General features: G+C 61.5%; 23 protein-coding genes. 7 read left to right on the forward strand and 16 right to left on the reverse strand.

Annotated features, from left to right (window positions below; all coding sequences use genetic code 11):
* From trpC to P7C00_RS29340, 13 genes are all read right to left on the reverse strand, one after another.
* The gene (gene trpC, locus P7C00_RS29280; protein ID WP_404937782.1) at window positions 1-837 is read right to left on the reverse strand and encodes an indole-3-glycerol phosphate synthase TrpC; all 837 of its coding nucleotides are present in this window, start codon (window positions 835-837) and stop codon (window positions 1-3) included.
* Complete coding sequence (gene trpD / locus P7C00_RS29285; RefSeq protein WP_346633076.1) at window positions 834-1,883, reverse strand: anthranilate phosphoribosyltransferase; 1,050 nt, start codon at window positions 1,881-1,883, stop codon at window positions 834-836. The genes trpC and trpD overlap by 4 nt, the downstream gene beginning before the upstream one ends.
* Window positions 1,884-1,892: 9 nt before the next feature.
* Entirely contained in the window at window positions 1,893-2,486 is a 594-nt protein-coding gene (locus P7C00_RS29290; RefSeq protein ID WP_346633077.1) for an aminodeoxychorismate/anthranilate synthase component II, read from the reverse strand.
* A 12-nt stretch (window positions 2,487-2,498) separates the two neighbouring features.
* On the reverse strand, window positions 2,499-3,986 hold the full coding sequence (gene trpE, locus P7C00_RS29295) for an anthranilate synthase component I (RefSeq protein WP_346633078.1): 1,488 nt from the start codon (window positions 3,984-3,986) through the stop codon (window positions 2,499-2,501).
* Between the two features lie 71 nt (window positions 3,987-4,057).
* Complete coding sequence (locus tag P7C00_RS29300) at window positions 4,058-4,876, reverse strand: phosphoglycolate phosphatase (protein ID WP_123726488.1); 819 nt, start codon at window positions 4,874-4,876, stop codon at window positions 4,058-4,060.
* On the reverse strand, window positions 4,873-5,547 hold the full coding sequence (rpe, locus tag P7C00_RS29305; RefSeq protein ID WP_123726489.1) for a ribulose-phosphate 3-epimerase: 675 nt from the start codon (window positions 5,545-5,547) through the stop codon (window positions 4,873-4,875). The genes P7C00_RS29300 and rpe overlap by 4 nt, the downstream gene beginning before the upstream one ends.
* An 80-nt stretch (window positions 5,548-5,627) precedes the next feature.
* Complete coding sequence (locus tag P7C00_RS29310; RefSeq protein WP_346633079.1) at window positions 5,628-6,776, reverse strand: iron-containing alcohol dehydrogenase; 1,149 nt, start codon at window positions 6,774-6,776, stop codon at window positions 5,628-5,630.
* Window positions 6,777-6,917: 141 nt separating this feature from the next.
* Window positions 6,918-7,742 (reverse strand): ABC transporter permease, encoded by an 825-nt coding sequence (locus P7C00_RS29315; protein ID WP_016963813.1) that lies wholly within the window; start codon window positions 7,740-7,742, stop codon window positions 6,918-6,920.
* Window positions 7,743-7,755: 13 nt separating this feature from the next.
* On the reverse strand, window positions 7,756-9,003 hold the full coding sequence (locus tag P7C00_RS29320) for an ABC transporter permease (protein WP_346633080.1): 1,248 nt from the start codon (window positions 9,001-9,003) through the stop codon (window positions 7,756-7,758).
* A 145-nt stretch (window positions 9,004-9,148) separates the two neighbouring features.
* Window positions 9,149-10,210 (reverse strand): ABC transporter substrate-binding protein, encoded by a 1,062-nt coding sequence (locus P7C00_RS29325; RefSeq protein WP_346633081.1) that lies wholly within the window; start codon window positions 10,208-10,210, stop codon window positions 9,149-9,151.
* Between the two features lie 43 nt (window positions 10,211-10,253).
* Entirely contained in the window at window positions 10,254-11,378 is a 1,125-nt protein-coding gene (locus P7C00_RS29330; RefSeq protein ID WP_346633082.1) for an ABC transporter ATP-binding protein, read from the reverse strand.
* Window positions 11,379-11,626: 248 nt separating this feature from the next.
* Window positions 11,627-12,256 (reverse strand): response regulator transcription factor, encoded by a 630-nt coding sequence (locus P7C00_RS29335; RefSeq protein ID WP_346633083.1) that lies wholly within the window; start codon window positions 12,254-12,256, stop codon window positions 11,627-11,629.
* A 13-nt stretch (window positions 12,257-12,269) separates the two neighbouring features.
* Window positions 12,270-14,669: a PAS domain S-box protein gene (locus tag P7C00_RS29340; RefSeq protein ID WP_346633084.1), complete on the reverse strand. Its 2,400-nt coding sequence runs from the start codon at window positions 14,667-14,669 to the stop codon at window positions 12,270-12,272.
* A gap of 74 nt (window positions 14,670-14,743) precedes the next feature.
* Here P7C00_RS29340 and P7C00_RS29345 point away from each other — a divergent pair, with 74 nt between their 5' ends.
* Window positions 14,744-15,745 (forward strand): alpha/beta hydrolase family protein, encoded by a 1,002-nt coding sequence (locus tag P7C00_RS29345; protein WP_404937783.1) that lies wholly within the window; start codon window positions 14,744-14,746, stop codon window positions 15,743-15,745.
* A gap of 49 nt (window positions 15,746-15,794) precedes the next feature.
* Here P7C00_RS29345 and P7C00_RS29350 read toward each other — a convergent pair whose 3' ends face one another.
* The 3 genes from P7C00_RS29350 to P7C00_RS29360 are packed head-to-tail and all read right to left on the reverse strand — an operon-like array spanning window position 15,795 to window position 18,260.
* Window positions 15,795-16,562 carry a TerB family tellurite resistance protein gene (locus P7C00_RS29350; RefSeq protein WP_404937784.1) on the reverse strand — a complete coding sequence of 256 codons (768 nt, stop codon included), beginning with the start codon at window positions 16,560-16,562 and terminating at the stop codon, window positions 15,795-15,797.
* A 1-nt stretch (window position 16,563) separates the two neighbouring features.
* Window positions 16,564-17,238, reverse strand: a complete 675-nt coding sequence (murU, locus tag P7C00_RS29355) for an N-acetylmuramate alpha-1-phosphate uridylyltransferase MurU (RefSeq protein ID WP_404937785.1) — start codon at window positions 17,236-17,238, stop codon at window positions 16,564-16,566.
* On the reverse strand, window positions 17,235-18,260 hold the full coding sequence (locus tag P7C00_RS29360) for a phosphotransferase (protein ID WP_346633088.1): 1,026 nt from the start codon (window positions 18,258-18,260) through the stop codon (window positions 17,235-17,237). Before P7C00_RS29360 ends, murU begins: the two co-directional genes overlap by 4 nt.
* A 130-nt stretch (window positions 18,261-18,390) precedes the next feature.
* On the opposite strand from P7C00_RS29360, the gene P7C00_RS29365 reads away from it, so the two are divergent.
* The 6 genes from P7C00_RS29365 (at window position 18,391) to P7C00_RS29390 (ending at window position 25,684) form a co-directional block, all read left to right on the forward strand.
* Complete coding sequence (locus P7C00_RS29365; RefSeq protein ID WP_346633089.1) at window positions 18,391-21,216, forward strand: LPS-assembly protein LptD; 2,826 nt, start codon at window positions 18,391-18,393, stop codon at window positions 21,214-21,216.
* On the forward strand, window positions 21,197-22,513 hold the full coding sequence (gene surA, locus P7C00_RS29370; RefSeq protein ID WP_148059765.1) for a peptidylprolyl isomerase SurA: 1,317 nt from the start codon (window positions 21,197-21,199) through the stop codon (window positions 22,511-22,513). Before P7C00_RS29365 ends, surA begins: the two co-directional genes overlap by 20 nt.
* On the forward strand, window positions 22,510-23,499 hold the full coding sequence (gene pdxA / locus P7C00_RS29375; protein ID WP_404937786.1) for a 4-hydroxythreonine-4-phosphate dehydrogenase PdxA: 990 nt from the start codon (window positions 22,510-22,512) through the stop codon (window positions 23,497-23,499). The genes surA and pdxA overlap by 4 nt, the downstream gene beginning before the upstream one ends.
* Window positions 23,496-24,308, forward strand: a complete 813-nt coding sequence (gene rsmA, locus P7C00_RS29380; protein WP_346633091.1) for a 16S rRNA (adenine(1518)-N(6)/adenine(1519)-N(6))-dimethyltransferase RsmA — start codon at window positions 23,496-23,498, stop codon at window positions 24,306-24,308. Before pdxA ends, rsmA begins: the two co-directional genes overlap by 4 nt.
* Before the next feature lie 126 nt (window positions 24,309-24,434).
* Window positions 24,435-24,815: a Co2+/Mg2+ efflux protein ApaG gene (apaG, locus tag P7C00_RS29385; RefSeq protein ID WP_025131262.1), complete on the forward strand. Its 381-nt coding sequence runs from the start codon at window positions 24,435-24,437 to the stop codon at window positions 24,813-24,815.
* Entirely contained in the window at window positions 24,815-25,684 is an 870-nt protein-coding gene (locus P7C00_RS29390) for a symmetrical bis(5'-nucleosyl)-tetraphosphatase (RefSeq protein ID WP_346633092.1), read from the forward strand. Before apaG ends, P7C00_RS29390 begins: the two co-directional genes overlap by 1 nt.
* The last annotated feature ends 31 nt before the right edge of the window (window positions 25,685-25,715 follow it).

Raw genomic sequence — 25,715 nt, forward strand, 5'->3', positions numbered from 1 at the left:
TCAGTCCAGAGTCGAGCCGCTGACCGGTACGCCGCGCTCGGGGAAGAACAGGCGTTGCAACTCGCTGCCCGGGCTCTCCGCGCGCATGAATGCCTCGCCCACCAGGAACGAATAGACATCGCTGATTTCCATCAGCTCGACATCGGCACGGTTGAGAATGCCACTCTCGGTAATCACCAGGCGATCGCGAGGAATCCGCGGCAGTAGGTCGAGAGTGGTTTCCAGGTCGACTGCGAAGGTATGCAAATTACGGTTGTTGACCCCCACCAACGGTGTATCAAGGGTCTTCAGCGCCCGCTCCAACTCGTCGCCGTCGTGCACTTCCACCAGCACATCCAGACCGACGCCCTTGGCCACCGCAGCCAACTCGGCCATCCGCTTGTCGTCCAGCGCGGCGACAATCAGCAGCACACAGTCAGCCCCAAGCGCACGGGCTTCGACGATCTGATAGGGATCGATCATGAAATCCTTGCGGATCACCGGCAGTTTGCAGGCCGCGCGAGCCTGCTGCAGGTAGGCATCGGCCCCCTGGAAGTAATCGACGTCAGTCAACACCGACAGGCAAGTGGCACCGCCCTTCTCGTAACTCTTGGCGATATCTGCCGGCACGAAGTTTTCGCGGATCACACCTTTGCTCGGAGAAGCTTTCTTGATCTCGGCAATCACCGCTGGCTGCTTGAGCTTGACCTGCTCCTGCAACGCCCTGGCGAAGCCCCGCGGCGCATCGGCTGCCCGCGCCAGGCTCTCCAGCTCGGCCAGACTGACGCGAGCACTGCGCTCAGCCACTTCCTCAACCTTGCGGGCAAGGATATTTTCCAGAACTGTCGGCACACTCATCCTTCATTCTCCTGCTTGAACACCGCGGTAAAGGCGCCCAGTTCTTCGAGCTTTTCCCGGGCCAGGCCGGTGTGCAAGGCATCGTGCGCCAGTGCCACGCCCTCTTTCAAGCTGCTGGCATGATCCGCGGCATACAGCGCCGCACCGGCATTGAGCACAATCATCTCGGCAGCCTTCTGACCGTGCTCGGTCTTGCGACGCCCCAAGGCATCGCGGATCAGCTCGAGGGAAGCCGCCGGGCTCTCGACCACCAGGCCAAACAGACTCTGGCTCTTCATGCCCAAGTCCTCGGGCTGTACCCAGTACTCAGTGATCTGATCGTTCTTCAGCTCGGCGACATAGGTCGGCGCCGCCAGGCTGAACTCGTCCAGGCCATCCTGGGAATGCACCACCAAGACGTGCTTGCTGCCCAGACGTTGCAAGACTTCAGCCAATGGCCGGCACAAGGCTTGAGTGAATACTCCCACCACCTGATGTTTCACGCCGGCCGGATTCGTAAGCGGGCCAAGCATGTTGAACAGGGTGCGTAGGCCGAGGTCACGGCGCGGGCCGGCGGCATATTTCATGGCACCGTGGTGAGACTGGGCAAACATGAAACCGATGCCGACGTTGTCGATGCAGCGCGCCACCTGGACCGGCGTCAGGTTCAGGTAGATCCCGGCCGCTTCCAACAGATCGGCGCTGCCGCTCTTGCCGGATACCGCCCGGTTACCATGCTTGGCGACAGTGCAGCCGGCAGCGGCTACGACAAAGGAAGACGCTGTGGAAACGTTGAAAATGTTCGCACCGTCACCGCCGGTACCGACCACATCCACCACGCCGTCGAGGGTTTTCAGTTCGACCTTGTCCGCCAGTTCGCGCATCACCGATACCGCGCCGACGATCTCGTCGATACTTTCGCTTTTCATGCGCATGGCCATCATGAAGGCGCCAATCTGCGCATCGGTGCATTGGCCGGTCATGATTTCACGCATCACCGAGCGCATCTCATCGGTGCTCAGGTCCAGATGGCCGACAATACGGCTCAGGGCAGTCTTGATATCCATGAAAAGTCCTTAGCGCGTGCCGCCGCTCTGTTTGAGGAAGTTGGCGAACAGCTCGTGGCCCTGCTCGGTGAGGATAGACTCGGGGTGAAATTGCACACCCTCGATATTCAGCGTCTTGTGGCGCAGCCCCATGATTTCGTCAACGGAGCCGTCTTCCAGCTGGGTCCAGGCCGTGACTTCGAGGCACTCGGGCAGGCTCTCGTGCTTGACCACCAGTGAGTGGTAACGGGTCACGGTCAGCGGCATGTTCAAACCGTTGAACACGCCCAGGTCACGGTGATACACCGGGCTGGTCTTGCCGTGCATCACTTGCCGGGCTCGCACCACTTGGCCACCAAAGGCCTGGCCGATGGACTGGTGGCCCAGGCATACACCCAGAATCGGCAGTTTGCCGGCGAAATGCTTGATCGCCTCGATGGAGATACCGGCTTCGGTCGGCGTGCAAGGGCCAGGCGAGACCACGATACGCTCGGGCTTGAGGGCTTCGATTTCAGCCACGCTCAGCTCGTCATTGCGTACCACTTTCACTTCGGCACCCAACTCGCCCAGGTACTGGACGACGTTATAGGTGAAGGAGTCGTAGTTATCGATCATCAGCAACATTATGGAAACTCCTCAAACCTTGGATGCGGGGGTTTGTTCTGCCAGTGCCACGGCACGGAACATTGCGCGACGCTTGTTCAGCGTCTCTTCCCACTCCAGGGTCGGCACTGAGTCGGCGACAATCCCGCCACCGGCCTGTACATGCAGCTCACCGTTCTTGATCACCGCCGTGCGAATGGCAATGGCGGTATCCATGTTGCCGTTCCAGGCGAAGTAACCCACGGCGCCGCCGTAGACCCCGCGCTTGACCGGCTCCAGCTCGTCGATGATTTCCATGGCGCGGATCTTCGGCGCCCCGGACAAGGTCCCTGCCGGCAGGATCGCCCGCAGAGCGTCCATCGCCGTCAGCCCGGCTTTCAGTTGACCGGTGACGTTGGAGACGATGTGCATCACGTTGGAATAACGCTCGATCACCATCTTCTCGGTGAGTTTCACGCTGCCAATTTCGGATACGCGACCGGTGTCGTTGCGCCCCAGGTCGATCAGCATCAGGTGTTCGGCGATCTCCTTGGCGTCCGACAGCAGGTCCTGCTCCAGGGCCAGGTCGGCTTCCTCGGTGGCGCCCCGCGGACGAGTGCCGGCGATTGGCCGCACGGTGATCAGATTGTCCTCAACCCGCACCAGCACCTCCGGCGAGCTGCCCACTACATGGAAGTCGCCGAAGTTGAAGAAGTACATATAGGGAGTCGGGTTGAAGCAGCGCAGCGCCCGGTACAGATCGATGGGCGCAGCCTTGAAATCAATGGACATGCGCTGGGACGGCACCACCTGCATGCAGTCACCGGCCAGGATGTATTCCTTGATGGTGTCCACGGCCCGCTCGTAGTCCGCCTGGGTGAAGCTGGAGCGGAATACCGGATCGGCCGCCTGCTGCTTGCTGAAGTCCAGCCCGGGACGCGGAGTGATCGGCTGACGCAGTTGCGCAAGCAACTCCTGCAAACGCGCCTGCCCGGCCTCAAAGGCGTTGTCCTGGCTGGGGTCGGCCAGCACGATGGCGTGCATCTTGCCCGCCAGGTTGTCGAACACCACCACCGCATCGGAGACCATCAGCAGGATATCCGGCACGCCGATCGGGTCCGGATTCGGGCACTGGCCCAGACGCGGCTCGACATAACGCACGCAGTCATAGCCGAAATACCCCACCAAGCCACCGTTGAAGCGTGGCAGACCGGCGATGGTCGGCACGTTGTAACGGGCTTTGAATTCCTCGACGAAGGCCAGTGGATCAGCCACTTCATGGCTTTCGATCTCGACGCCGTCATGGGTCACGCTGACCTGATGCCCGTGCACACGCAATACGGTGCGGCACGGCAGGCCGATGATCGAATAACGCCCCCACTTCTCACCGCCTTGCACCGACTCCAGCAAGTAGGAGTTGGGCTGATCGGCCAGTTTCAGGTAGATCGACAGCGGCGTGTCGAAGTCGGCAAGGGTTTCGCAGGCCAGCGGGATACGGTTGTAACCGGCTGCGGCCAAACGCAGGAATTCTTCGCGAATCATGGGGTGCCTCGTGGCTTGAGGGTCTAACAGTCAGGTATGCAAACGTGCCGGCAGGGCCGGCCAGACAAAAATCAGGCGCGCCAACGCCAACGGGCCAAGGCCTTGATGACTTTCATCCAGAGTTTGCGAGTGACCACCACGATGGAGTTTCCAGAAGGGGATGGAACAGCGTCGGGCAACGTTATCTCAGCGGCAGGTTCTAAGCAACCGGGGATCAGCGCCCGCAGGTTGTCGATCACCAGCGCCGGCGACTCCTCGGCAATCGGCCGACCATGGTTATAGCCGTAGCTCAGGGCCACGCACTTGACCCCCGCCGCCTTGGCCGCCAGCACATCGCTGCGCGAGTCGCCGACGAACAGTGATTGCGACGCTGGTACGCTGGCCATCTTCATCACGAAGAACAGTGCCGCCGGGTCGGGCTTCTTCTGCGGCAGGGTGTCGCCGCCGATGATCCAGCGGAAATACCGGCCGATCTTCATCTGATCCAGCAGTGGTGCGACAAAACGCTCGGGCTTGTTGGTGATCAGGGCCATTTCCACGCCCTGCTTGTGCAGCCACTTGAGCGTCTCGCGGACACCGGGATAGACCACAGTCAGTTCGTGGCTATCCTCGTACGCGGTGTTGAACAACTCAAGAGCGTGCTCAGCCTCGACATCGTCGACGCCCTGGGCATCCAGGCTATTGGCCAGGGCCCGGCGCACCAGCATCGGCGCACCGTTGCCGACCCACTCGCGCACCGCCTCGATACCTGCGGGCTTGCGCCCCAGCTTGAGCAGCATTTGGTCCACAGCGGCAGCGAGGTCCGGTACCGAATCGACCAGGGTGCCATCCAGGTCGAACATCACCAGCCGCGGCAGACGCCCCGGGAACAGCTGCTCAAATGCGCTCATGACCGAGCCAGCGCCAGTTCGGCGCGCATTTTCTCAATCACTTCCTGATAGTTCGGCGCATTGAAGATCGCCGAGCCGGCCACAAAGGTATCGGCGCCCGCAGCGGCGATTTCACGAATATTGTTGACGTTCACCCCACCGTCGATCTCCAGGCGGATGTCGCGGCCGGAAGCGTCGATCAGGGCCCGCGCCTCACGCAGCTTGTCGAGAGTGCCGGGAATGAACTTCTGCCCGCCAAAGCCCGGGTTGACGCTCATCAGCAAGACCATGTCGACCTTGTCCATCACGTACTTGAGCACGTCCAACGGGGTCGCCGGATTGAACACCAGGCCAGCCTTGCAGCCGCCCTCGCGGATCATCTGCAGGGAACGGTCCACATGCAGCGTGGCTTCCGGGTGAAAGGTGATATAGGTCGCGCCTGCCTCGATGAAGTCACCAATGATGCGATCCACCGGGGTCACCATCAGGTGCGCATCGATCGGCGCGGTGATCCCATACTTGCGCAGCGCAGAACAGACCATCGGGCCGATGGTCAGGTTCGGCACATAGTGGTTGTCCATGACATCGAAGTGGACGATGTCGGCACCGGCGGCCAGGACATTGTCCACTTCCTCGCCCAGACGGGCGAAGTCGGCGGAGAGAATCGACGGAGCAATAGCGAAGGGCTGCATGACGCACCTTTTTTGAGCAGAATCACGATGGCGCGCATTGTATACCTCATGCTTTGGAGCGCACACCGTAACCGCGATGTTCAGTAGGCCGCGCGATAGATCTTCTCGATATCGGCAGGGCTCAGTTTGCGCGGATTATTGCGCATCAGGCGCTCGATACCCGCGGCCTCGACCGCCATGGCGGGGATGGCCTCCTCCGGCACGCCAAAACTGCGCAAGCCGCTGGGAATTTCCACCGCAGCGCACAACGCCGTCATCGCCTCCACGGCCCGATCAGCGGCCTCGCTGGCACTCAAGTGCGCCGTCTGGACCCCCATGGCTTCGGCGATATCCTGCATACGCTCGACGCAGGCCATCTTGTTCCAGGTCATGACATAGGGCAGCAGCAAGGCATTGCTGACGCCATGGGACACATGAAAACGCCCACCCAGCGGATAGGCCAGGGCATGTACCGCCCCGACCCCGGCATTACCGAAAGCCATGCCGGCCATCAGGCTGGCGGTGGCCATATCCTCCCTGGCCTGCAGGTTGGCCGGGTTGGCATAAGCCTTGGGCAACGCCTTGACGATCAGTTTGATCGCACCAATGGCCAGGGAGTCGGTGATGGATGAGGCGTTGAGGGACAGATAGGACTCGACAGCGTGTACCAGGGCATCGACGCCACTGGCGGCCGTTACGCTGCGGGGACAGGTCAGGGTCATCTGCGGACTGACCAGGGCCACGTCCGGCAGCAGGTAATCACTGACAATACCTTTTTTCAACTGCGCAGCCTTGTCCGAAAGGATGGCCACGTTGGTCACTTCCGAGCCGGTGCCGGCCGTGGTGGGAATAGCGATCAACGGTGGTCCCTTGCGAGGCACCTGATCAACGCCGAACAGATCCTCCAGGGCGCCATGGTAGCCCGCGTAAGCCGCGACACTCTTGGCGATATCAATGGCGCTGCCGCCCCCGAGGCCGATCAGGCCGTCATGCCCGCCCTCGCGGTAGACCTGCATGCAGTCTTCGACGATGGCGATCTCCGGGTCGGGCTGCACCCGGTCGAAAATCTCGTAACTGCGCTCACCCAGATGTGCCAGCGCCAGCTCCACCGTGCCCGACTTGAGCAACGCGGCATCGGTGACAATCAGCGGGTTATCCACATCCAGGCGGGTCAACTCGGCGGCCAACTGCTCGATGGCGGTACTGCCGGTGAGCAGTTTATGGGCGATCTTGAAAGAGGAAATACTCATGTGCGCAGCCTCTTATATAAAGGTGGGAGCCGGCACAAGCGTAGTCGCGGATTGTCGATTGTCGCCTATTCAGCAGACGAATTCCCTTCTCTTCCTGACCGATGTCGCGCCTGGCAACACCCGTCAGGAAGGCCAAGGACTTCACACCTGGGCGGTGCGCAGTTTCTCGCTGCGCCCACGCAGCCACTCCAGGGTCAGCAGCAGGATCACCGAGAAGGCGATCAGCAGCGTGGCGGCGGCGGCGATGGTCGGGCTGAGGTTTTCGCGGATACCGCTGAACATCTGCCGTGGCAACGTCGCTTGCTCGGGGCCGGCGAGGAACAGGGTCACCACCACTTCGTCGAACGAGGTGGCGAAGGCGAACAGCGCACCACTGATTACTCCGGGGGCAATCAGGGGCAAGGTCACCCGGCGAAAGGTGGTCAACGGCGAGGCGCCGAGGCTGGCTGCAGCCCGCACCAGGTTGTGGTTGAAGCCTTGCAGGGTCGCCGACACGGTGATGATCACGAAGGGCACCCCCAGCACCGCGTGCACGATGATCAGCGAGAAGAAACTGTTGCCCATGCCCAGCGGGGCAAAGAACAGATAGCTGGCAACACCGATGATCACCACCGGCACCACCATCGGCGAAATCACCAGGGCCATCACCAGCGCCTTGCCGGGGAAATCGCCACGGGTCAGGCCGATGGCCGCCAGGGTGCCGAAGACCATCGCCAGCAAGGTCGCGGCCGGGGCGACGATGATGCTGTTCTTCAGCGCTCGCATCCATTCGGCGGAGGCGAAGAAGTCCTGGTACCAGTGCAGCGAGAAGCCCTGCAGTGGGTACACCAGAAAGCTCCCGGAGTTGAACGACAGCGGGATGATCACCAGCACCGGCAATACCAGGAACAACAGGATCAAGCCGCAGAGAATCCGCAAGCTGTAGAACCAGACCCGTTCGACGGGCGACATGTAGGGGCTCAGCATTTCGATTCTCTCCTTAGCTCAGGCGCAGGCGACTGGCGCCCACCAGCCAGCTGTAAATCAGATAGAGCACGATGGTCGCCAGCAACAACAGGCCGCCCAGGGCCGTAGCCATGCCCCAGTTGATACTGGTGTTGGTGTAGAAAGCGACGAAGTAGCTGACCATCTGATCGTTCGGGCTGCCCAGCAGCGCCGGGGTGATGTAGTAGCCGATGGCCAGGATGAACACCAGCAGACAGCCGGCGCCGACCCCGGCGTAGGTCTGCGGGAAATACACGCGCCAGAAGCTGGCGAATGGATGGCAGCCCAGGGAGATCGCTGCGCGCATGTAAGTGGGCGAGATGCCCTTCATCACGCTGTAGATCGGCAGGATCATGAACGGCAGCAGGATATGCACCATGGAGATGTAGACCCCGGTGCGGTTGAACACCAATTCCAGAGGCTTATCGATCACCCCCATGGCCAGCAGCGCACTGTTGATCAGGCCGCCGGACTGCAGCAGCACGATCCACGCCGCTACCCGCACCAGGATCGAAGTCCAGAACGGCAGCAGCACCAGGATCATCAACAGATTGCTTTTACGCGCCGGCAGGTTGGCCAGCAGGTACGCCAGCGGATAAGCCAGGGCCAGGCAGATAGCGGTGATCACCAGGCCCATCCAGAAGGTCCGGGCAAAGATATCCAGGTAGATGGACTGATCCGGGGTGGCCGGGGCCAGCTCTCCCAGGTCATCGATGCGATGGTCCACCGCCGCCAGCAGGTAATAGGGCGTCAGGCTGCTGGTGTTGCGACGGATCGCCTGCCAGTAGGCCGGATCGCCCCAGCGCTCGTCCAGACTCTCCATGGCTTCTTTATAGGATTCGGGCTCGGCCTTGAACGGCAAGGCACGGGCGGTTTTGGTCAGCAGGCTGCGATAGCCGGCCAACTCCATGTTCAGGCGCTTGGACAAGTCGCCCAGGGTTTGATTCTTGCGGGCTTCGAACAGGTCTTCGCTCAAGGCTTTGTAGGCCGCTTCGGCGGGCAGCCCACGACCATCCCAGGCACTCACGGCCGCGACAGTGCGCGGCATGCCCCCGACCACTTCCGGGTTGCCGACGCTCTTGTACAGCAGCGCCACAATCGGTACCAGGAACACCAGCAGCAGAAACAGCACCAGGGGCGCGATCAAGGCCTGTGCCTTCCAGCGGTTGACCCGCTCGGCACGGGCCAGCCGCTGCTTCAAGGTCGGGCCGGTGACCGCGTTCAAGGGAACGGTGATGGTCATGACAAACTCCGTGAATCGAACTTTCGAATACAAACCACCGGAGGCAGGAGCGGGCTGCCCGCGAACAAGGCGCATCAGGCAACACCAGTGGTGCCGCTGATCACGCCTTCGCGAGCAAGCTCGCTCCTACAACAGCTGGGGGTGGTTACTTGGCTGCCCAGGCGTTAAAGCGCTGTTCCAGTTGCTCGCCGTTGTCAGCCCAGAAGCTGACGTCGATCTGCACCTGATTGGCGATGTTTTCCGGGGTGGTGGGCATGTCCTTGAGAATGTCCTTGGCCAGCAGCGGCACGGCCTGGATGTTGGCTGGACCGTAGGCAATGTTTTCCGAATAGGTTTTCTGCTGCTGCGGCTGCACCGAGTAGGCGATGAATTTCTTCGCGGCTTCAGCGCGAGCCTTGTCCAGGCCCTTTGGAATGGCCCAGGCATCGAAATCGTAGATACCGCCGTTCCACACCACTTTCAGGTTGCTTTCCTTCTGCACCGCGGCGATCCGGCCGTTGTAGGCCGAGCTCATGACCACGTCGCCGGAAGCCAGGTACTGCGGCGGCTGGGCGCCGGCTTCCCACCACTGAATGTAAGGCTTGAGCTCATCGAGTTTCTTGAAGGCGCGATCCTGGCCGTCCTTGCCTGCCAGGACTTTATAGACATCCTTGGGCGCGACGCCGTCGGCCATCAAAGCGAACTCCAGGGTGTACTTGGCGCCCTTGCGCAGACCGCGCTTGCCCGGGAACTGCTTGGTGTCCCAGAAATCGGCCCAACTGCCTGGTGGTGCTTTCAGTTTGTCAGCGTTGTAGGCCAGCACCGTGGACCAGACGAAGAAGCCCACGCCGCAAGGCTGGATGGCACCCTTGACGTAGTCTTCGCTCTTGCCGAACAGGGCCGGGTCCAGTTGCTCGAACATATCCTCGTCGCAACCGCGGGACAGTTCAGGGGATTCGACCTCTACCAGGTCCCAGGACACGCTCTTGGTGTCGACCATGGCCTTGATCTTGGCCATCTCGCCGTTGTATTCGCCAGCGACGATCTTGCCATGGCCCGCCGCTTCCCAGGGCGCGTAGAAGGCTTTGACCTGAGCCGCCTTGTTCGCCCCGCCAAAGGACACCACGGTCAGGTCCGGTCCCGCCGCCATGGCGTGCGCCGCACCCAGCATGCCCAGTGCCACAGCGATAGCGCTGAGGGGGGCGGTGAATTTCAGGGATCTCAACATTTATTGTGTTCTCCACGTGCAGGTTGGTGTTGCAGGGGGGCGATCAATTCGCCTCTAGAAGCGGGTCAAGCGCGCGAACGTGCTCGACTTGCCAGCCAAGCGGCACCACGTCGCCCACCGCCAGCGCAGGATCAAGCTCGGCAATCGGCTGTTTCACGAAGAAGTCGCTCTTGCCGCAGACTTCCAGGCGCACCCGGACGTGGTCGCCCAGATAGATGAATTCCGCCACCCTCCCGGAGAAGCGGTTGACGCAGCGTTCGCTGGAGCCGTTAAGACTCACGCGCTCCGGACGGATGGAAAGGGTCACTGGCCCGCCGATCTGGCCGACATTCACCGCCAACGCCTCGACTTTTTCGCCACGCCCCAGCTCCACCACACAACGCTCGCCGGCATGGCTGTGGAGGCGACCGTTAAGACGGTTGTTCTCGCCAATGAAGTTGGCGACGAAGGTGTTTTTGGGCTCTTCGTAGAGGGTTCGCGGCGGGGCAATCTGTTGGATTTCGCCCTGATGGAACACCGCCACCCGATCGGACATGGTCAGGGCCTCACCCTGGTCGTGAGTCACGTAGACCACAGTCACACCCAGGCGCTGATGCAGGTGTTTGATCTCCATCTGCATGTGTTCACGCAGTTGCTTGTCGAGGGCACCGAGGGGTTCGTCCATCAGCACCAACTGCGGCTCGAACACCAGGGCACGGGCCAGGGCCACTCGCTGCTGCTGGCCGCCGGACAATTGCGCCGGGTAGCGCTGGGCGAAGGCATCGAGCTGGACCATGCTCAGCACCCGCTTGACCCGTTCACTGATGTCGGTCTTGCTGAGGCCACGCACCGACAGCGGAAAGCCCAGGTTCTCGGCCACGGTCATGTGCGGGAACAGCGCGTAGTTCTGGAACACCATGCCGATGTCGCGCTTGTGCGGCGGTACATTGTTAATGGAGCGCCCGGCCAGTTGGATCTCGCCCGCGGTTGGGGTCTCGAAACCGGCCAGCATCATCAGGCTGGTGGTCTTGCCGGACCCGGACGGCCCCAGCAGGGTGAGGAACTCGCCTTTGCGAATATCCAGGTTGAGGTCTTTGACGATCAGGTTTTCACCGTCGTAGCTTTTCTGCACACCACGAAAGCTGACCAGAACATCGTTGGCCCCAGCGCTTGAATCGACCTCGCTCATACCCACACCTTTTGTTTTAGACGGCTGTGGAACAAGCCTAGTGGAGGCCGCAGGCCGCGCAAATCGGGGCGCAGGAGAGATTCGCCTCAGCCGCCTGGAAGGTTGCGTGTAGGGATTGCCCTACAAGGATGGCGGGATTGGATAAGGGCAGCCGCAACGTTCAAGCGACAAGCTGCAAGAACCGGCAAAAGCCTGGGGGTGGGGATGTCGCAAATGGATACGTGCTCCTCCCCGCGGCCCGATTCTCCTCAGAGCAGCTTGTGCTCCATGGCGTATTTCACCAGCTCCGCCAGGGAGGTGATATTGAGCTTCTGCATCAGCCGTGCCTTGTGGGTGCTGATGGTCTTGCTGCTCAGGGCCAGTTGCTGGGCAATGTCATTGACGTTGGCGCCCTGGGCCAGGCGTTCGAAGACCGAGAACTCGCGCTCGGAAAGCAGCGAATGCAAGGGCCGGGCATCGGTCAGGCCGACCTCGAAGACCATGCGGTCCGCCAGGTCCGGGTCGATATAGCGCCCGCCGGACGCAACCTTGCGGATTGCCGTCAGCAACAACGACGGATCACTGTCCTTGGTGGCGTAGCCGGCAGCGCCGATCTTCAGCGCCCGCGCAGCCATCTGCGCCTCGTCATGCATCGACAGCACCAGGATTGCCGGCGGATTGTTCAGGGCCCGAATTCGTGGAATGGCTTCCAGACCATTTACCCCGGGCATGGAGATATCCAGCAGCACCACTTCACAGGGCACTTGGCGCAGGGTTTCCAACAGCTGTTCACCGTTGCTCGCCTCGCCCACCACGATCAGGTCCTTGGCCAGACCGATCAACTGCTTGATGCCTTCGCGGACAATGGTGTGGTCTTCGGCTACCAGTACACGGATCACGCGCGTCTCCTCGTTATTGTTCTCGGTCCAGGGGCACCCGGACACTCAGGATGGTGCCCTCTCCCTCTTCACTGTGCAGCGACAGGCTGCCGCCCATGATCAGCACCCGCTCGCGCATGCCCACCAGGCCAAAGGACGTCGGGCGTGCAGAGGCGGTATCGAAACCAAGACCGTCATCGCTGATGGTCATGCACAACTCGCCCTCTTCCAGGGCCAGGGTGAGTTCCACAGTATGCGCCTGGGCATGGCGCATGACATTGGTCAGGGCCTCCTGGAGGATACGGAACAGGCCGACGGCCTTGGCGTCGCTCAGCCGCGGCAGGTTTTCCGGTACTTGAACCAGACAGGGAATCTGAGTGCGTGCCTCAAACCGTCGGGCCTGCCATTCGATGGCCGACGCGATGCCCGCATCGAGGATCGGCGGCCGCAGGGCCGTGGCCACATCGCGCACCAGTTGGAACAGTTGGGCGATCAGGCGCTTCATGCTGTTGAGCCGTTCGTGCAGGCCCGGGTCGAGTTGGGCATAGGCCAGTTCGCACATGGAGGTTTCCAGCTTGAGCACGGTGAGCATCTGCCCCAGTTCGTCATGGACTTCCCGGGCAATGCGGGCCTTTTCTTCTTCGCGCACACTTTCCAGATGCGCTGACAATTCCCGCAGTTGTTCACGGGAGCTGGCCAGCTCCAGCTCGATGCGCTTGCTTTCGCTGATGTCCCAGACAATGCCGTCCCAGACAAAAGCGCCGTCATCCAGGCGTCGGGTGATGGCCTTGATCTCGGCCCAGCGCTGCTGGCCCTGACGGGTCAGGATGCGACCTTGCCAGGACCAGTCGCTATCGGTGTCCAGCGCTTGATCCTGGGTCTGGTGATAGCTGGCCTTGTCATCGGGGTGCACTAGGCTGCGCAGGCCCGTGTCCCGGTGGGCAAGTGTCGCCGGCGAGTAGCCCACCAGGGTTTCACTGCCTTCACTGATATAGGCGAAATCGATCTGCCCGGTGACCGGCGCCCGCTCCAGGCGGAACACCAGACCCGGGACGTTGGCGGCGATGCCCTGCAGGCGTGCCTCGCTTTCCCGCAGGGCCGCCAGCGCCCGGCGTCGCTCGGTGACGTCATTGAGGTAGACCACCAGGTATTCACTGTCGCGAAAACGCAGGAAGCTCAAGGACACGTCCGCCGGCAGGATGCTGCCGTCGGCACGCACGCACTGGGTCTCGAAACTCTGCGCGCCCTCCTCACTGGCCCGGGCACGCTTCCACAGGTTGAGCCACCGATCCATGTGCAGGTTGGGCTCGAAATCGATCAGCGGGCGGTCGATCACTCCGCCTGCCGGGTAACCGAGCATCTCTTCAGCGGCTCGGTTGGCATAACGAACATGGCTGTCCCAGTTGACCCAGAGAATGCCCACGGTGCTCTGATCAATGGAAAACTGGGTCAGGCGCAGGGCTTCTTCGCTGGCGGCGCGCAGGGCGATATCCTCCCGCGCCGCCAATAACCGCTGTTCCAGACTGCGTTGCTGACGACGCTGCCAGAAGACAATCGCCAAGCTGGCCAGCAACAGGATCATCAGCAGCAAGGCGAGGTTCTGCCAAACACCGGGAGACTCTCCCAGGCGCGGGTACTTGGGCTGCAGCCAACGACTGTGCAGTTGTTCCAGCTCCTTGGCCGGGATCGCGTGCAGGGCTGTTTCTACGATACTGGCCAGCTCCGGCCAGTCGCGACGGGTCGCTACCCGTAACAACTGCGGCAGGCCGATATCCCCCACCACCGCCAACCCGGAAAACTCTGCTTCCGCCGACAGGCGACTGAGCTGGGCTTCATCCACTACCGCATAGCGGGCTTGCTGGCTCAGCAGCAGTTGCAGAGCCTGGCGCTCCAGGGGAACCCCTTGCAGATTCAGGTTGGGGTAGGTCAGGCGCAGGTAGTCGGCCACCGCGCTGGGCATGCGCACCGCGACTCGGGCCTGGCTGTCGAGCTTCTCCAGCTCCACCGCCCCCGCGCCCTTGCGCTCCCCCACTACCAACTGCGGCACACGCATATAAGGGTCACTGAACAGCCACAACCTCAGGCCCGCGGGGGTCTGGGTCAGGCCGGGGGCCATGTCCACTTCACCGTCGCGCAGGGCTCTTTCCAGCTGTGCCTGATCGGGAAAGTTGCGCCAGCTGAGTTCGATCTTCAGGGCCTGGGCCAAGGCCTGCATCAGTTCGACGTTTGCCCCGGACAGACGTTGCAGGCGCCGGTCGTATTGGGCGAACGGTGCCTGCAGTACCAGCCCCACCCGCAACTCCGGGTGCCGTTCAAGCCACTGGCGCTGTTCATGGCTCAAAGGCGCGGTGGGCACGTGGGACGGCGGCGCCGCCCTGCCTATCAAGGGAAGGCACAGACAGCCGATAAGCAGAAGGCAGCGAAAAAGCATCATCTGAAGTCTCACACCCTGACAAATACTGACCAACCCATTAGGCTGCCGGAATTACTTCTGGCCTGGAATATCCGATGCCCCTTGTCCACCGCTCGGCACTGCCTGCATTGTGCCTGTCGCTGATCCTGCCTTGGACCTTTTCTGTGGAAGCCGCCGACCCGGCCCCGGAAACCAAGAGCCCCGAGGAACAACCGGCGCAACGCCAAACCCTGCCTGAACGCAGCCAGGAAGATGCCAGCGCCCTGGAGCGTCAGTTGCCTGTCCAGGAGCAACAGCAGTTGCAAGCCGGTGGCGATACCTTCCTGGCCCTGTGGAAACCGGCCAACACCAGCGAACCCAAGGGCGTGGTGATTATCCTCCCGGGAGCCGGTGAAAGCGCCGACTGGCCACAAGCCGTGGCCCCACTGCGCAATAAACTGCCGGACACCGATTGGGGCAGTCTGAGCCTGACCCTGCCGGACATGCTCAGCGACGCGGCACAACCGCGGATCGTCGAGGCCGCACCGCCACCAGCGGACACCAGCAATACCGCTAAGGACGCCAGCGCCGAGGCCAAGCCCATCGAGCAAGCCGCCGGTGGCGAAGCCGACGTGGCGGACCGCGCGGTCGCAGAAAGCACCGAGGAGCAGGTCAAGGCCGATGCCGATGCCGATGCCGAGCGCATCTTCACCCGGATTGATGCAGCCCTGGCCTTCGCCGAACAGCAGAATGCCCGCAGCATTGTGCTCCTGGGCCATGGCACTGGCGCCTACTGGGCCGCACGCTACCTGAGCGAAAAACAGCCGTCCCAGGTACAGAAACTGGTGATGGTGGCCGCCCAGACCCCCACCAATGGCAAGCCACAACTGGCAGAGTTGACACCGACCTTGAAGCTGGCAACCGCAGACTTCTTCTATGTCGACAAGAGCGCCGCGCAGAAAGCGGCACTGGAACGACTGCAAGCCAGTAAGCGCCTGAAGCATTCAAACTTCAGCCAGATCCCCCTGAAAGCCTTGCCTGGCAATCATGCGGCCCAGCAAGAGCAACTGTTCCGCCGGGTACGTGGCTGGTTGAACCCGCAGAACCCCGACAGCTGAAGAGCTTGAGCCGCCGCTGCCTGACTGGTAACGGCGGCCCGACCAGGCCTCAGCGGAAATCCCGGCGCTCGCGTATCAGGGCATAGGCGCTGTGCAATTCACGGGTCGTTTCCGTCGCCTCCCGCACCTGGGCGGCACTGGCACCACTACCGGCGATCTTGTCCGGGTGATGACGGCTAAGCAGGCGGCGATAGGCGCGCTTGATCTGCGCCGGCTCAGCGGTGGCGGCAACCCCCAACAAGCGCAGCGCTTCCTGATAGGTGAGAGCTCCCTCGGTCAGCGACCTGCGCGCCGGGCCATATTCCTGCGCCAGCGCCTGGATCTGTTCCGTGGTCCAGCCCAGCCATTTGCCCCAGAGTTGGATCAGTTCGCGCTCCGTCGGGCCCACCCGGCCATCGGCCCAGACCATTCGCCAGCAGGCGCGCAGTACACCTTCCGCGGCATAGGGCTGGGCACTCAGGCGCCGTAGATAACCACGTAGACGGTCATTGCCCGACTTGCCTCGATTGAAGGCTGCAATCGCTCGGCGTTGGGCTGAGTCGTTCATGTCCAGCGAACGCATTTCCTGACGCGCCTGCTGGATATGTCCATCCACCACCCTGCCATCACTTTTAGCCAAGCGTCCCAGCAACACGAACAGCAGTTCATCGTTGCGCAACGCCGGGCGACCGCCCAGACGCTCACGTACATGCGCCCAGCTGTGCAGTTGCAGACGTCGGTCCAGAGCCTGTCCCAACAACGCACCAAGCATGGCCCCCGGAATGCTGGCAATTGCAAAACCCGCTCCGGCTCCGATCAGAGTCCCTGGCCACCACATATCAGCGCCTCGCTTGCAGCAGGGCTTCAACCTGCGCCAGGCGCTCGACCGTACCCACGTCGATCCATTGCCCCTGCATATGCTCGCCGCTGACCTGGCCCCGGGCCATGGCCTCGCGCAATAGCGGCGCCAGTTTGAATGGGCCCGGGACACAGTGCTGGAACAAACCTGGATGCAGCACCGAAATACCACTGAAGGTCAGGGCTTCAGATCCGGGCTGGGCATCGTGCAACATCCCGTCCTGCAGGCAGAAATCGCCACCACTGGGATGGTGCGCCGGGTTATCCACCATCACCAAGTGAGCCAGTCCAGCCAGGGGCCGACGCAGAGAGGCGAAGTCGTAGTCGGTCCAGATATCGCCATTGACCACCAAAAACGGCTCATCCCCCAACAAGGGCAAGGCTTTGAAAATGCCGCCGGCGGTCTCCAGAGGCTCGCTTTCCGCCGAGTACTGGATGTTCAGGCCCCAGCGTTGACCGTTGCCAAGAGCTTCTTCGATCTGCTGACCAAGCCAGGCATGGTTGATCACGATGTCGCAAAAGCCCGCCTTGGCCAGCGCCAGCAGGTGGTATTCGATCAGGGGCATGCCGGCTACAGGCAACAGCGGCTTGGGGGTGGTCAGGGTCAGGGGGCGCATGCGCTCGCCCTTGCCAGCGGCCAGAATCATCGCCTTCATGCATCGGCTCCTGCTGGCTGGCGCAGGCTGAGCAGCAGTTGCGAAAGCTCGGCCAATTCGGGGCGACGGGCCAGCACTGCTTCTATATAGGCAAAGAACCGTGGCACGTCGGCCAGGTAACGAGGCTTGCCGTCGCGGTGGCATATCCGCGAGAAGATACCGATCACCTTGAGGTGACGCTGTACGCCCATCAGGTCACTGGCCCGGAGGAACTCCTCGAAGTCTTCCTGGACGGGGATCCCCAGCGCTCGAGCCTGGTGCCAATAACCCTCCAGCCAGCCACGCACCCGGGGCTGCGGCCAACTGAGGAAGGCATCCTTGAACAGGCAGGTCACGTCGTAGGTCACTGGGCCGTAGACCGCATCCTGAAAGTCCAGCACCCCAGGATTCGGTTCGCTGAGCATCAGGTTGCGTGGCATATAGTCGCGATGCACCAGCACCTTGGGTTGTGCCAGGGCGCTGTCGATTAGCAGGTCACTGACCCGCTGCCACTGTTCGCGCTGCTGCGCGCTGAACGTGACACCCAGTTCATGTCCGACGTACCACTCAGGAAACAACTCCAGTTCACGGCGCAGCAGAGCGACATCGTAGCTGGGCAGTGGCGCATCCATCGGTAGCTGTTGAAACGCCAGCAGGGCCTGCAGTGCATCCTCGAAAAGTGCATCGGCATTGCTTTCGTCGATCACATCGAGATAGGTCTTGTTGCCCAGGTCGTTGAGCAATAAAAAGCCCCGGACCAAGTCCTGGGCATAAATTTTCGGCACATTGATGCCGGAAGTCGCCAACAATTGGGCGATATCCACGAAGGGTTTGCAGTTTTCCTGGGGTGGCGGAGCATCCATGACCACGAAGCTGCGGCCTGCACCTTGCCAACGGAAATAACGGCGGAAACTCGCGTCACTGCTGGCCGCGGTCAATGTTGCCGGGGGTACTTCGCCCCAGCCTTGTGCTGCATAAACAATCGCCAACTGCTCATCGAGCCAAACTTTCAGGTGTTGCAAGCGTACATCTTGGTCAGGCATTACAAGGGTCTCCGACGGCGCTAGCCGTCAAGCGGGTCATGCTTTATTATCCAGCATCTTTTTCAGACCATCGAGAGGCGTGCGGCCCACACCGCGGGCAGATGGCACGCAGGAAGCCCGGACTAATAAGATGGCATTGAAATCCCCCGCGTTTCGTAAAAAATTTCCGTTGCTGGTTACCGGCGGTTTGCTGGCCCTGCAACCTCTAGCCACTTCCTTCGTGGTCGCCGCGGAACAGTATGACTGCTCAGTCTCTGCTTCGGGTGGCTGGGCCTGTGCGCCGAAAACCGCAGCAGCGCCACTGCCTCCACGGCCGGTTCACGATGCCAGCTCGGTCAGTTCCAACGGTGCCACCGCAACCGACAGCGGCGCCGCAGAACAAGCTGCCGGCGACAAGCCGGTGCTGGTCACCGAGGCCAAAGGCCGGGGTCTGAAGTCACGCAGTGCGGACTACAGCCACCTCGACTGGGTACCGCGCGAGAAGCTCACCGCCGCTCAATTGGCCGAAACCGGTCCTTACTGCTCTGGTTCCTATATCGAACCGATTCGTCCTGGCATGAATGACAAGACGAATAAAAGTGACGCCCCCACCTTTATCGGTGCCAAGGCCTCGCGTTATCAGCAGGAAGAACAGGTGGCGACCCTGGCCGGTGACGTGGTCATGCGCCAGGGCAGCATGCAGGTCGAGGCCGACGAGGCCAACCTGTATCAGGCCGAGAACCGTGGCGAGTTGAGCGGCAACGTACGCATCCGCGATAACGGCACGCTGATGGTCGGCGACCACGCCGACGTGCAGCTCGACACTGGCGAAGCCAAGGTCGATAACGCCGAATACGTGATGCACAAGTCGCGGGTTCGCGGCAGTGCGCTGTACGCCAAGCGTGCCGAAAACGCCATCATCCGCCTCAAGGATGGTACGTACACCACGTGCGAACCGAACAGCAACGCCTGGCAACTCAAGGGCAACAACATCACCTTGAACCCGGCCACCGGCTTCGGTACCGCGACCAACGTGACCTTGCGGGTCAAAGATATTCCGGTGCTCTACACCCCGTATATCTACTTCCCGATCGATGACCGTCGTCAATCAGGCTTCCTGCCGCCGAGCATCGGCACCGGCAGCGATACCGGTTTCATGCTGGTCACGCCGTACTACTTCAACCTGGCACCGAACTACGATGCCACGTTGTACCCGCGTTACATGTCCAAGCGCGGCCTGTTGATGGAAGGCGAGTTCCGTTACCTGACCAAGAGCAGCGAAGGTCAGTTCGGCGCCGCGTACCTCAACGACGACGACACTGATCGCAAGAAGCAGACCGACTACGAAAAAACCCGCTACATGCTCAACTGGCAGCACAAGGGCGGGCTTGATTCGCGGGTGATGACCGAGGTCGACTACACCAAGATCAGCGATCCGTACTACTTCCAGGATCTGCAGACCGATCAGATCGGCGTGAAGTCCACTGACTACGTCAACCAGCAAGGCGCCGTAACCTACCGTGGCGACGATTACACCGCACGCCTCAACGTGCAGGCGTATGAGCTGGCGAGCGTGGCCAACATCACGCCTTACAACCGCTTGCCGCAGATCACCTTCAATGGCGCACTGCCGTACCATCCGCAGGGTCTGGATTTCACCTATGAAACCGAGCTGGTTCGGTTTGAGCGGGATCTGCTCAAGGGTAATTACACAGATAAAGATGGCGGACCGATTGACCCTATCACCGGGTTGGTAGGCAATCCGCGCCTGGACACTAACGTAGCGGGCCTGGCCCGCGCCAATGGTGATCGCTTGAACCTCAAGCCCGGTGTCAGCCTGCCGCTGAACTGGAGCTATGGCTATCTGACTCCATCCCTGAAGTACATGTACACCCAGTACAATCTTGATCTGGATGGCCAAGGCAAAAACGACTTGGTCACCAACAGGAATAGAGCTGCTGCCTTGGGTGAGTCGTACAAGAGCTCACAAAACCGCGGCGTTCCAATCGCCAGTGTGGACGGTGGCCTGTATTTCGACCGCGATACCCAATGGTTTGGCAAAAACTACCGCCAGACCCTGGAACCGCGCGCGTTCTACCTCTATGTACCTGAGGAAGACCAGAAGGACATCCCGGTATTCGATACAGGTGAATCGACCTTCAACTACGCTTCGCTGTTCCGCGACAACCGCTTTTCCGGTTCGGACCGCGTCGGCGACGAGAACAAGCTGTCGCTGGGTGTGACCAGCCGCTGGATTGAAGACAACGGTTTCCAGCGTCAGCGCGTCAGCGTTGGCCAGGCTCTGTACCTCAAGGATCGCACCGTCCAACTGCCGGGTATCGACTACCGCACTCGTGACGATGCAACGTCCAACGTCTCGCCTTACGCCCTTGAATACGAATACCGTTTCAACCGCGACTGGCGCGCCAACGCAGAGTACAACTGGGATCCGGACAGCCACAGCCCACGTTCCGGCAGTGCGATGTTCCACTACCAGCCTGAAGACAACCCGAACAAGGTGGTCAACGCCGGCTATCGCTACCGCAACGACCAGATCCGCTACGACCAGAACAGCGGTACCTGGAAAATGGGCGGCGACTACGGTACTCCGGGCACGCCTGGTTACGTGAAGGACTACTACAAGATCCAGCAGCATGACTTCTCGGTGATCTGGCCGATCGTGCCGCAATGGAACGCCATCAGCCGTTGGCAGTACGACTACAACCGTAACCGCACGCTCGAGGCCTTTGGTGGTTTCGAATACGACAACTGCTGCTGGAAACTGCGCCTGATCAGCCGTTACTGGGTCAAGTATGACGAGTTCAGTCAGAACGCTCCGGAAAACGAGAAAGGCGACCGCGGCATCTTCCTCCAAATTGTTCTGAAGGGTCTCGGTGGCGTCATGGGCACCAAAGTAGAGAGCTTCCTCGACAAAGGCATCCAAGGTTATCGTGAACGTGAAGACCAAGCTTTCTGATTGTCTGCGCCCGCTGATGCTGGGCGCGCTGTTCCTGAGCACTGCGGCCAGCGCCGCAGTGCAGTCCATCGACAAGGTCGTGGCCATCGTCGACAACGACGTGGTCATGCAGAGCCAGTTGGACCAGCGGGTTCACGAAGTTCAGCAAACCATCGCCAAGCGGGGCGGTGGCGTACCGCCTACCAGCGTCCTGGAACAGCAGGTTCTGGAGCGTCTGATCGTTGAAAACCTGCAACTGCAGATTGGCGAACGGTCCGGCATCCGCATCACCGATGAAGAACTGAACCAGGCCATTGGCACCATTGCCCAGCGCAACAGCATGAGCATCGAGCAGTTCCGTGCCGCCCTGGCCCACGACGGTCTGTCTTATGAAGACGCTCGTGACCAAGTGCGCCGTGAAATGATCATCAGCCGCGTGCGCCAGCGCCGGGTGGCCGAGCGTATTCAGGTGTCGGAACAGGAAGTGAAGAACTTCCTGGCCTCGGACCTTGGCAAGATGCAGCTCTCCGAAGAGCTGCACCTGGCCAACATCCTGATTCCGACCCCGGAAAGCGCCAACTCCGAAGCTATTCAGAGTGCTGCTCGCCAGGCCATGGACGTGTATCAGCAGCTCAAGCAAGGTGCAGACTTCGCGCAATTGGCGATTGCCCGCTCCGGCAGCGACAACGCCCTGGAAGGCGGCGACATGGGCTGGCGTAAAGCCGCTCAATTGCCTCCTCCGTTCGACCGTGAGCTGAGCGCCATGGCAGTGGGTGATATCACCCAGCCAGCCCGCACCCCAGGCGGCTTTATCATTCTCAAGCTGCTGGACAAGCGCGGCGGCGGCAATCAGGTGCGTGACGAAGTGCATGTACGCCACATCCTGATCAAGCCAAGCGAGATTCGCAGCGAAGAAGAGACCAAGCGTCTGGCGCAGAAACTCTACGATCGCATCGAAGCCGGCGAAGACTTTGCCGAACTGGCGAAAAGCTACTCGGAAGACCCGGGTTCGGCGCTCAACGGCGGTGACCTCAACTGGATCGACCCGAACGCTCTGGTGCCTGAGTTCCGCGAAGTGATGGCCAAGACCCCACAAGGTCAGCTGTCCAAACCGTTCAAGAGCCCTTATGGCTGGCATGTACTGGAAGTCCTTGGTCGTCGAGCCACCGACAGCACCAGTCAGGCCCGCGAGCAACAAGCCATGACCGTGCTGCGTAACCGCAAGTACGACGAAGAGCTGCAGACCTGGTTGCGGCAGATCCGTGATGAGGCCTACGTCGAGATCAAACTGCCCGGCGCTGAACAGGCGGCACAGTGAAACCCAGACGTTTCGCTCTGACACCCGGCGAACCAGCGGGTATAGGTCCTGACCTGTGCCTGCTGCTCGCCTCGCAACCCCAGCCATATCCCCTGATTGCCATTACCAGCCGCGACCTGCTCCTTGAGCGGGCCGCGCAGCTGGGCGTGGCAGTCAATCTGCTGCCAGCGACCTTGGACCAACTGCCGACTGAAGCCGCTCCGGCGGGCAGCCTGTATGTCTGGGACACGCCCCTGGCCAAGCCAGTGGTCAGCGGCCAACTGGACCAGGCCAATGCGGCCTTCGTCCTGGAAACCCTGACCCGGGCCGGCCAAGGCTGCCTGGACGGACACTTTGCCGGCATGATCACCGCCCCTGTACATAAAGGCGTGATCAACGATTCCGGGATCGCCTTTTCCGGGCACACCGAATTCCTTGCGGACCTGACCCACACCCAACAAGTGGTCATGATGCTGGCCACCCGTGGCTTGCGCGTGGCACTGGTGACCACGCACCTGCCCTTGCGGGAGATAGCCGACGCCATCACCGCAGAACGCCTGGAGCGAGTCACGCGGATTCTGCATGCCGACCTGCAACACAAGTTCGGTATTGCCCAACCACGGATCCTGGTTTGCGGACTCAACCCCCACGCCGGTGAAGGCGGGCATCTGGGCCGTGAAGAAATCGACATCATCGAACCTACCCTAGAGCGTCTGCGCAACGAAGGCATGGACCTGCGCGGCCCACTGCCTGCCGACACTCTGTTTACCCCCAAATATCTGGAGCACTGCGACGCAGTGCTGGCGATGTACCACGACCAAGGCTTGCCCGTGCTGAAATACAAAGGCTTCGGCGCGGCCGTCAATGTGACGCTCGGCCTGCCGATCATCCGCACCTCCGTCGACCACGGCACCGCCCTGGATCTGGCCGGCAGCGGCAAGATCGACACCGGCAGCCTGCAGGTCGCCCTGGAAACCGCCTACCAGATGGCCGAGAACCGTTTATGAGCGAGCAATACCAACACCGGGCGCGCAAGCGCTTCGGCCAGAACTTCCTGCATGACGCCGGCGTTATCGACCGTATCCTGCGAGCTATCCACGCCAAACCCGAAGACCGCATGCTGGAAATCGGCCCGGGCCAGGGCGCACTGACCGAAGGCTTGCTGAGCAGCGGGGCCCAGTTGGACGTGGTGGAACTGGACAAGGATCTGATCCCGATCCTCAACCAGCAGTTCGCCAGCAAGAGCAACTTCAACCTGCACCAGGGCGATGCCCTGAAGTTCGACTTCAACACCCTCGGCGCCGCCCCCAGCAGCCTGCGGGTGGTCGGTAACCTGCCCTACAACATCTCCACCCCGCTGATCTTCCACCTGCTGCAGAACGCCGGGCTGATCCGCGACATGCACTTCATGCTGCAAAAGGAAGTGGTCGAGCGTTTGGCCGCCGGCCCTGGTGGCGGTGACTGGGGTCGCCTGTCGATCATGGTTCAGTATCACTGCCGCGTGGAACACCTGTTCAACGTCGGCCCCGGCGCCTTCAATCCTCCACCGAAGGTTGATTCGGCCATCGTGCGCCTGGTGCCTCACGCGGTGCTGCCACATCCAGCCAAGGATCATCGCCTGCTGGAGCGCATCGTCCGCGAAGCCTTCAACCAGCGCCGCAAGACCCTGCGCAATACCCTCAAGGCCCTCCTCAGCAGCGCCGAAATCGAAGCCGCCGGTGTCGATGGCAGCCTGCGCCCCGAGCAGTTGGACCTGGCCGCCTTCGTGCGTCTGGCCGATCAGTTGGCCGACCAGCCCAAGCCAGCCGCCGACTGAGAAACGCCCTTGCCCGAGATCGGGTAGGACGCCGGACAGGATGTCTGGTTTACTACCCGATACTTGACCTAGACTGACCTCCATCAGCTTTGTCCCGCGCCCCGCTTTGCTTTAAAGGCCTTTTGCATGTCCGATCCTCGTTATCAGGTCGACGTCAGCGTCGTCACCCGCTTTCTGGCAGACCAATCGCAACCCGAGCAGAACCGCTTCGCTTTCGCCTACACCATTACCGTTCAGAACAACGGATCACTCCCAGCCAAGCTGCTGTCCCGGCACTGGGTGATCACCGACGGTGACGGCCATGTAGAAGAAGTTCGCGGCGCTGGCGTGGTTGGCCAGCAGCCATTGATTGCCGCCGGCAAGAGCCACACCTACAGCAGCGGCACGGTGATGACCACCCGAGTCGGCAACATGCAGGGCAGTTACCAGATGCTGGCCGAGGACGGCAAACAGTTCGACGCCATCATTGCCCCCTTCCGCCTGGCAGTCCCTGGAGCCCTGCACTGATGGCGACCTACGCCGTCGGCGACCTGCAAGGCTGCCTGGAGCCGCTGCAGTGCCTGCTTGAACAAGTCGCCTTCGACCCTGCCCGGGACCGCCTGTGGCTGGTGGGCGACCTGGTCAATCGCGGTCCACAGTCACTGGAAACCCTGCGCTACCTTTATTCCATTCGCGATTCGCTGGTCTGCGTGCTGGGCAATCACGACCTGCACCTGCTGGCAGCCTGGCGCAACATCGAACGGCTGAAAAAGTCCGACACACTGCGGGAAATCCTTGAAGCCCCAGATTGCGAAGAACTGTTGCAGTGGTTGCGCCAGCAAAAACTGATGCATTACGACGAAACCCGCAACGTGGCCCTGGTCCATGCCGGCATCGCCCCGCAATGGTCCCTGAAGAAGGCCCTCAAGTGCGCCGCCGAAGTCGAGGAAGCGCTACGCGACGACAACCTCTTCGAGCCCTTCCTGGACGGCATGTACGGCAACGATCCAGCGAAATGGGACAGCGACCTCAAGGGCGTGACCCGCCTGCGCGTCATCACCAACTACTTCACCCGCATGCGTTTCTGCACCAGCGAGGGCAAGCTCGACCTCAAGAGCAAGGAAGGACTGGACACCGCACCACCGGGCTACGCCCCCTGGTTCAGTCACAAGGAGCGCAAGACCCGGGACATGAAGATCATCTTCGGCCACTGGGCGGCCCTGGAAGGCCATAGCAACGAACCCGGCATCTTCGCCCTGGACAGCGGCTGCGTCTGGGGCGGGGCCATGACCTTGCTGAATGTCGATACAGGCGTGCGCCTGACCTGCGATTGCGACGCCCAGGGGCATACCGCGCCCCTTTCCCCCGAACCCTTGCCCATCCCGGCAAAGCGCTAGTCGGCGCTGACTATCAAGCTCCAGGAGCCCG

The sequence above is a fragment of the Pseudomonas sp. JDS08PS003 genome (genome assembly GCF_045013505.1).
In the GTDB taxonomy this organism is placed as follows: Bacteria; Pseudomonadota; Gammaproteobacteria; order Pseudomonadales; family Pseudomonadaceae; genus Aquipseudomonas; species Aquipseudomonas protegens_B.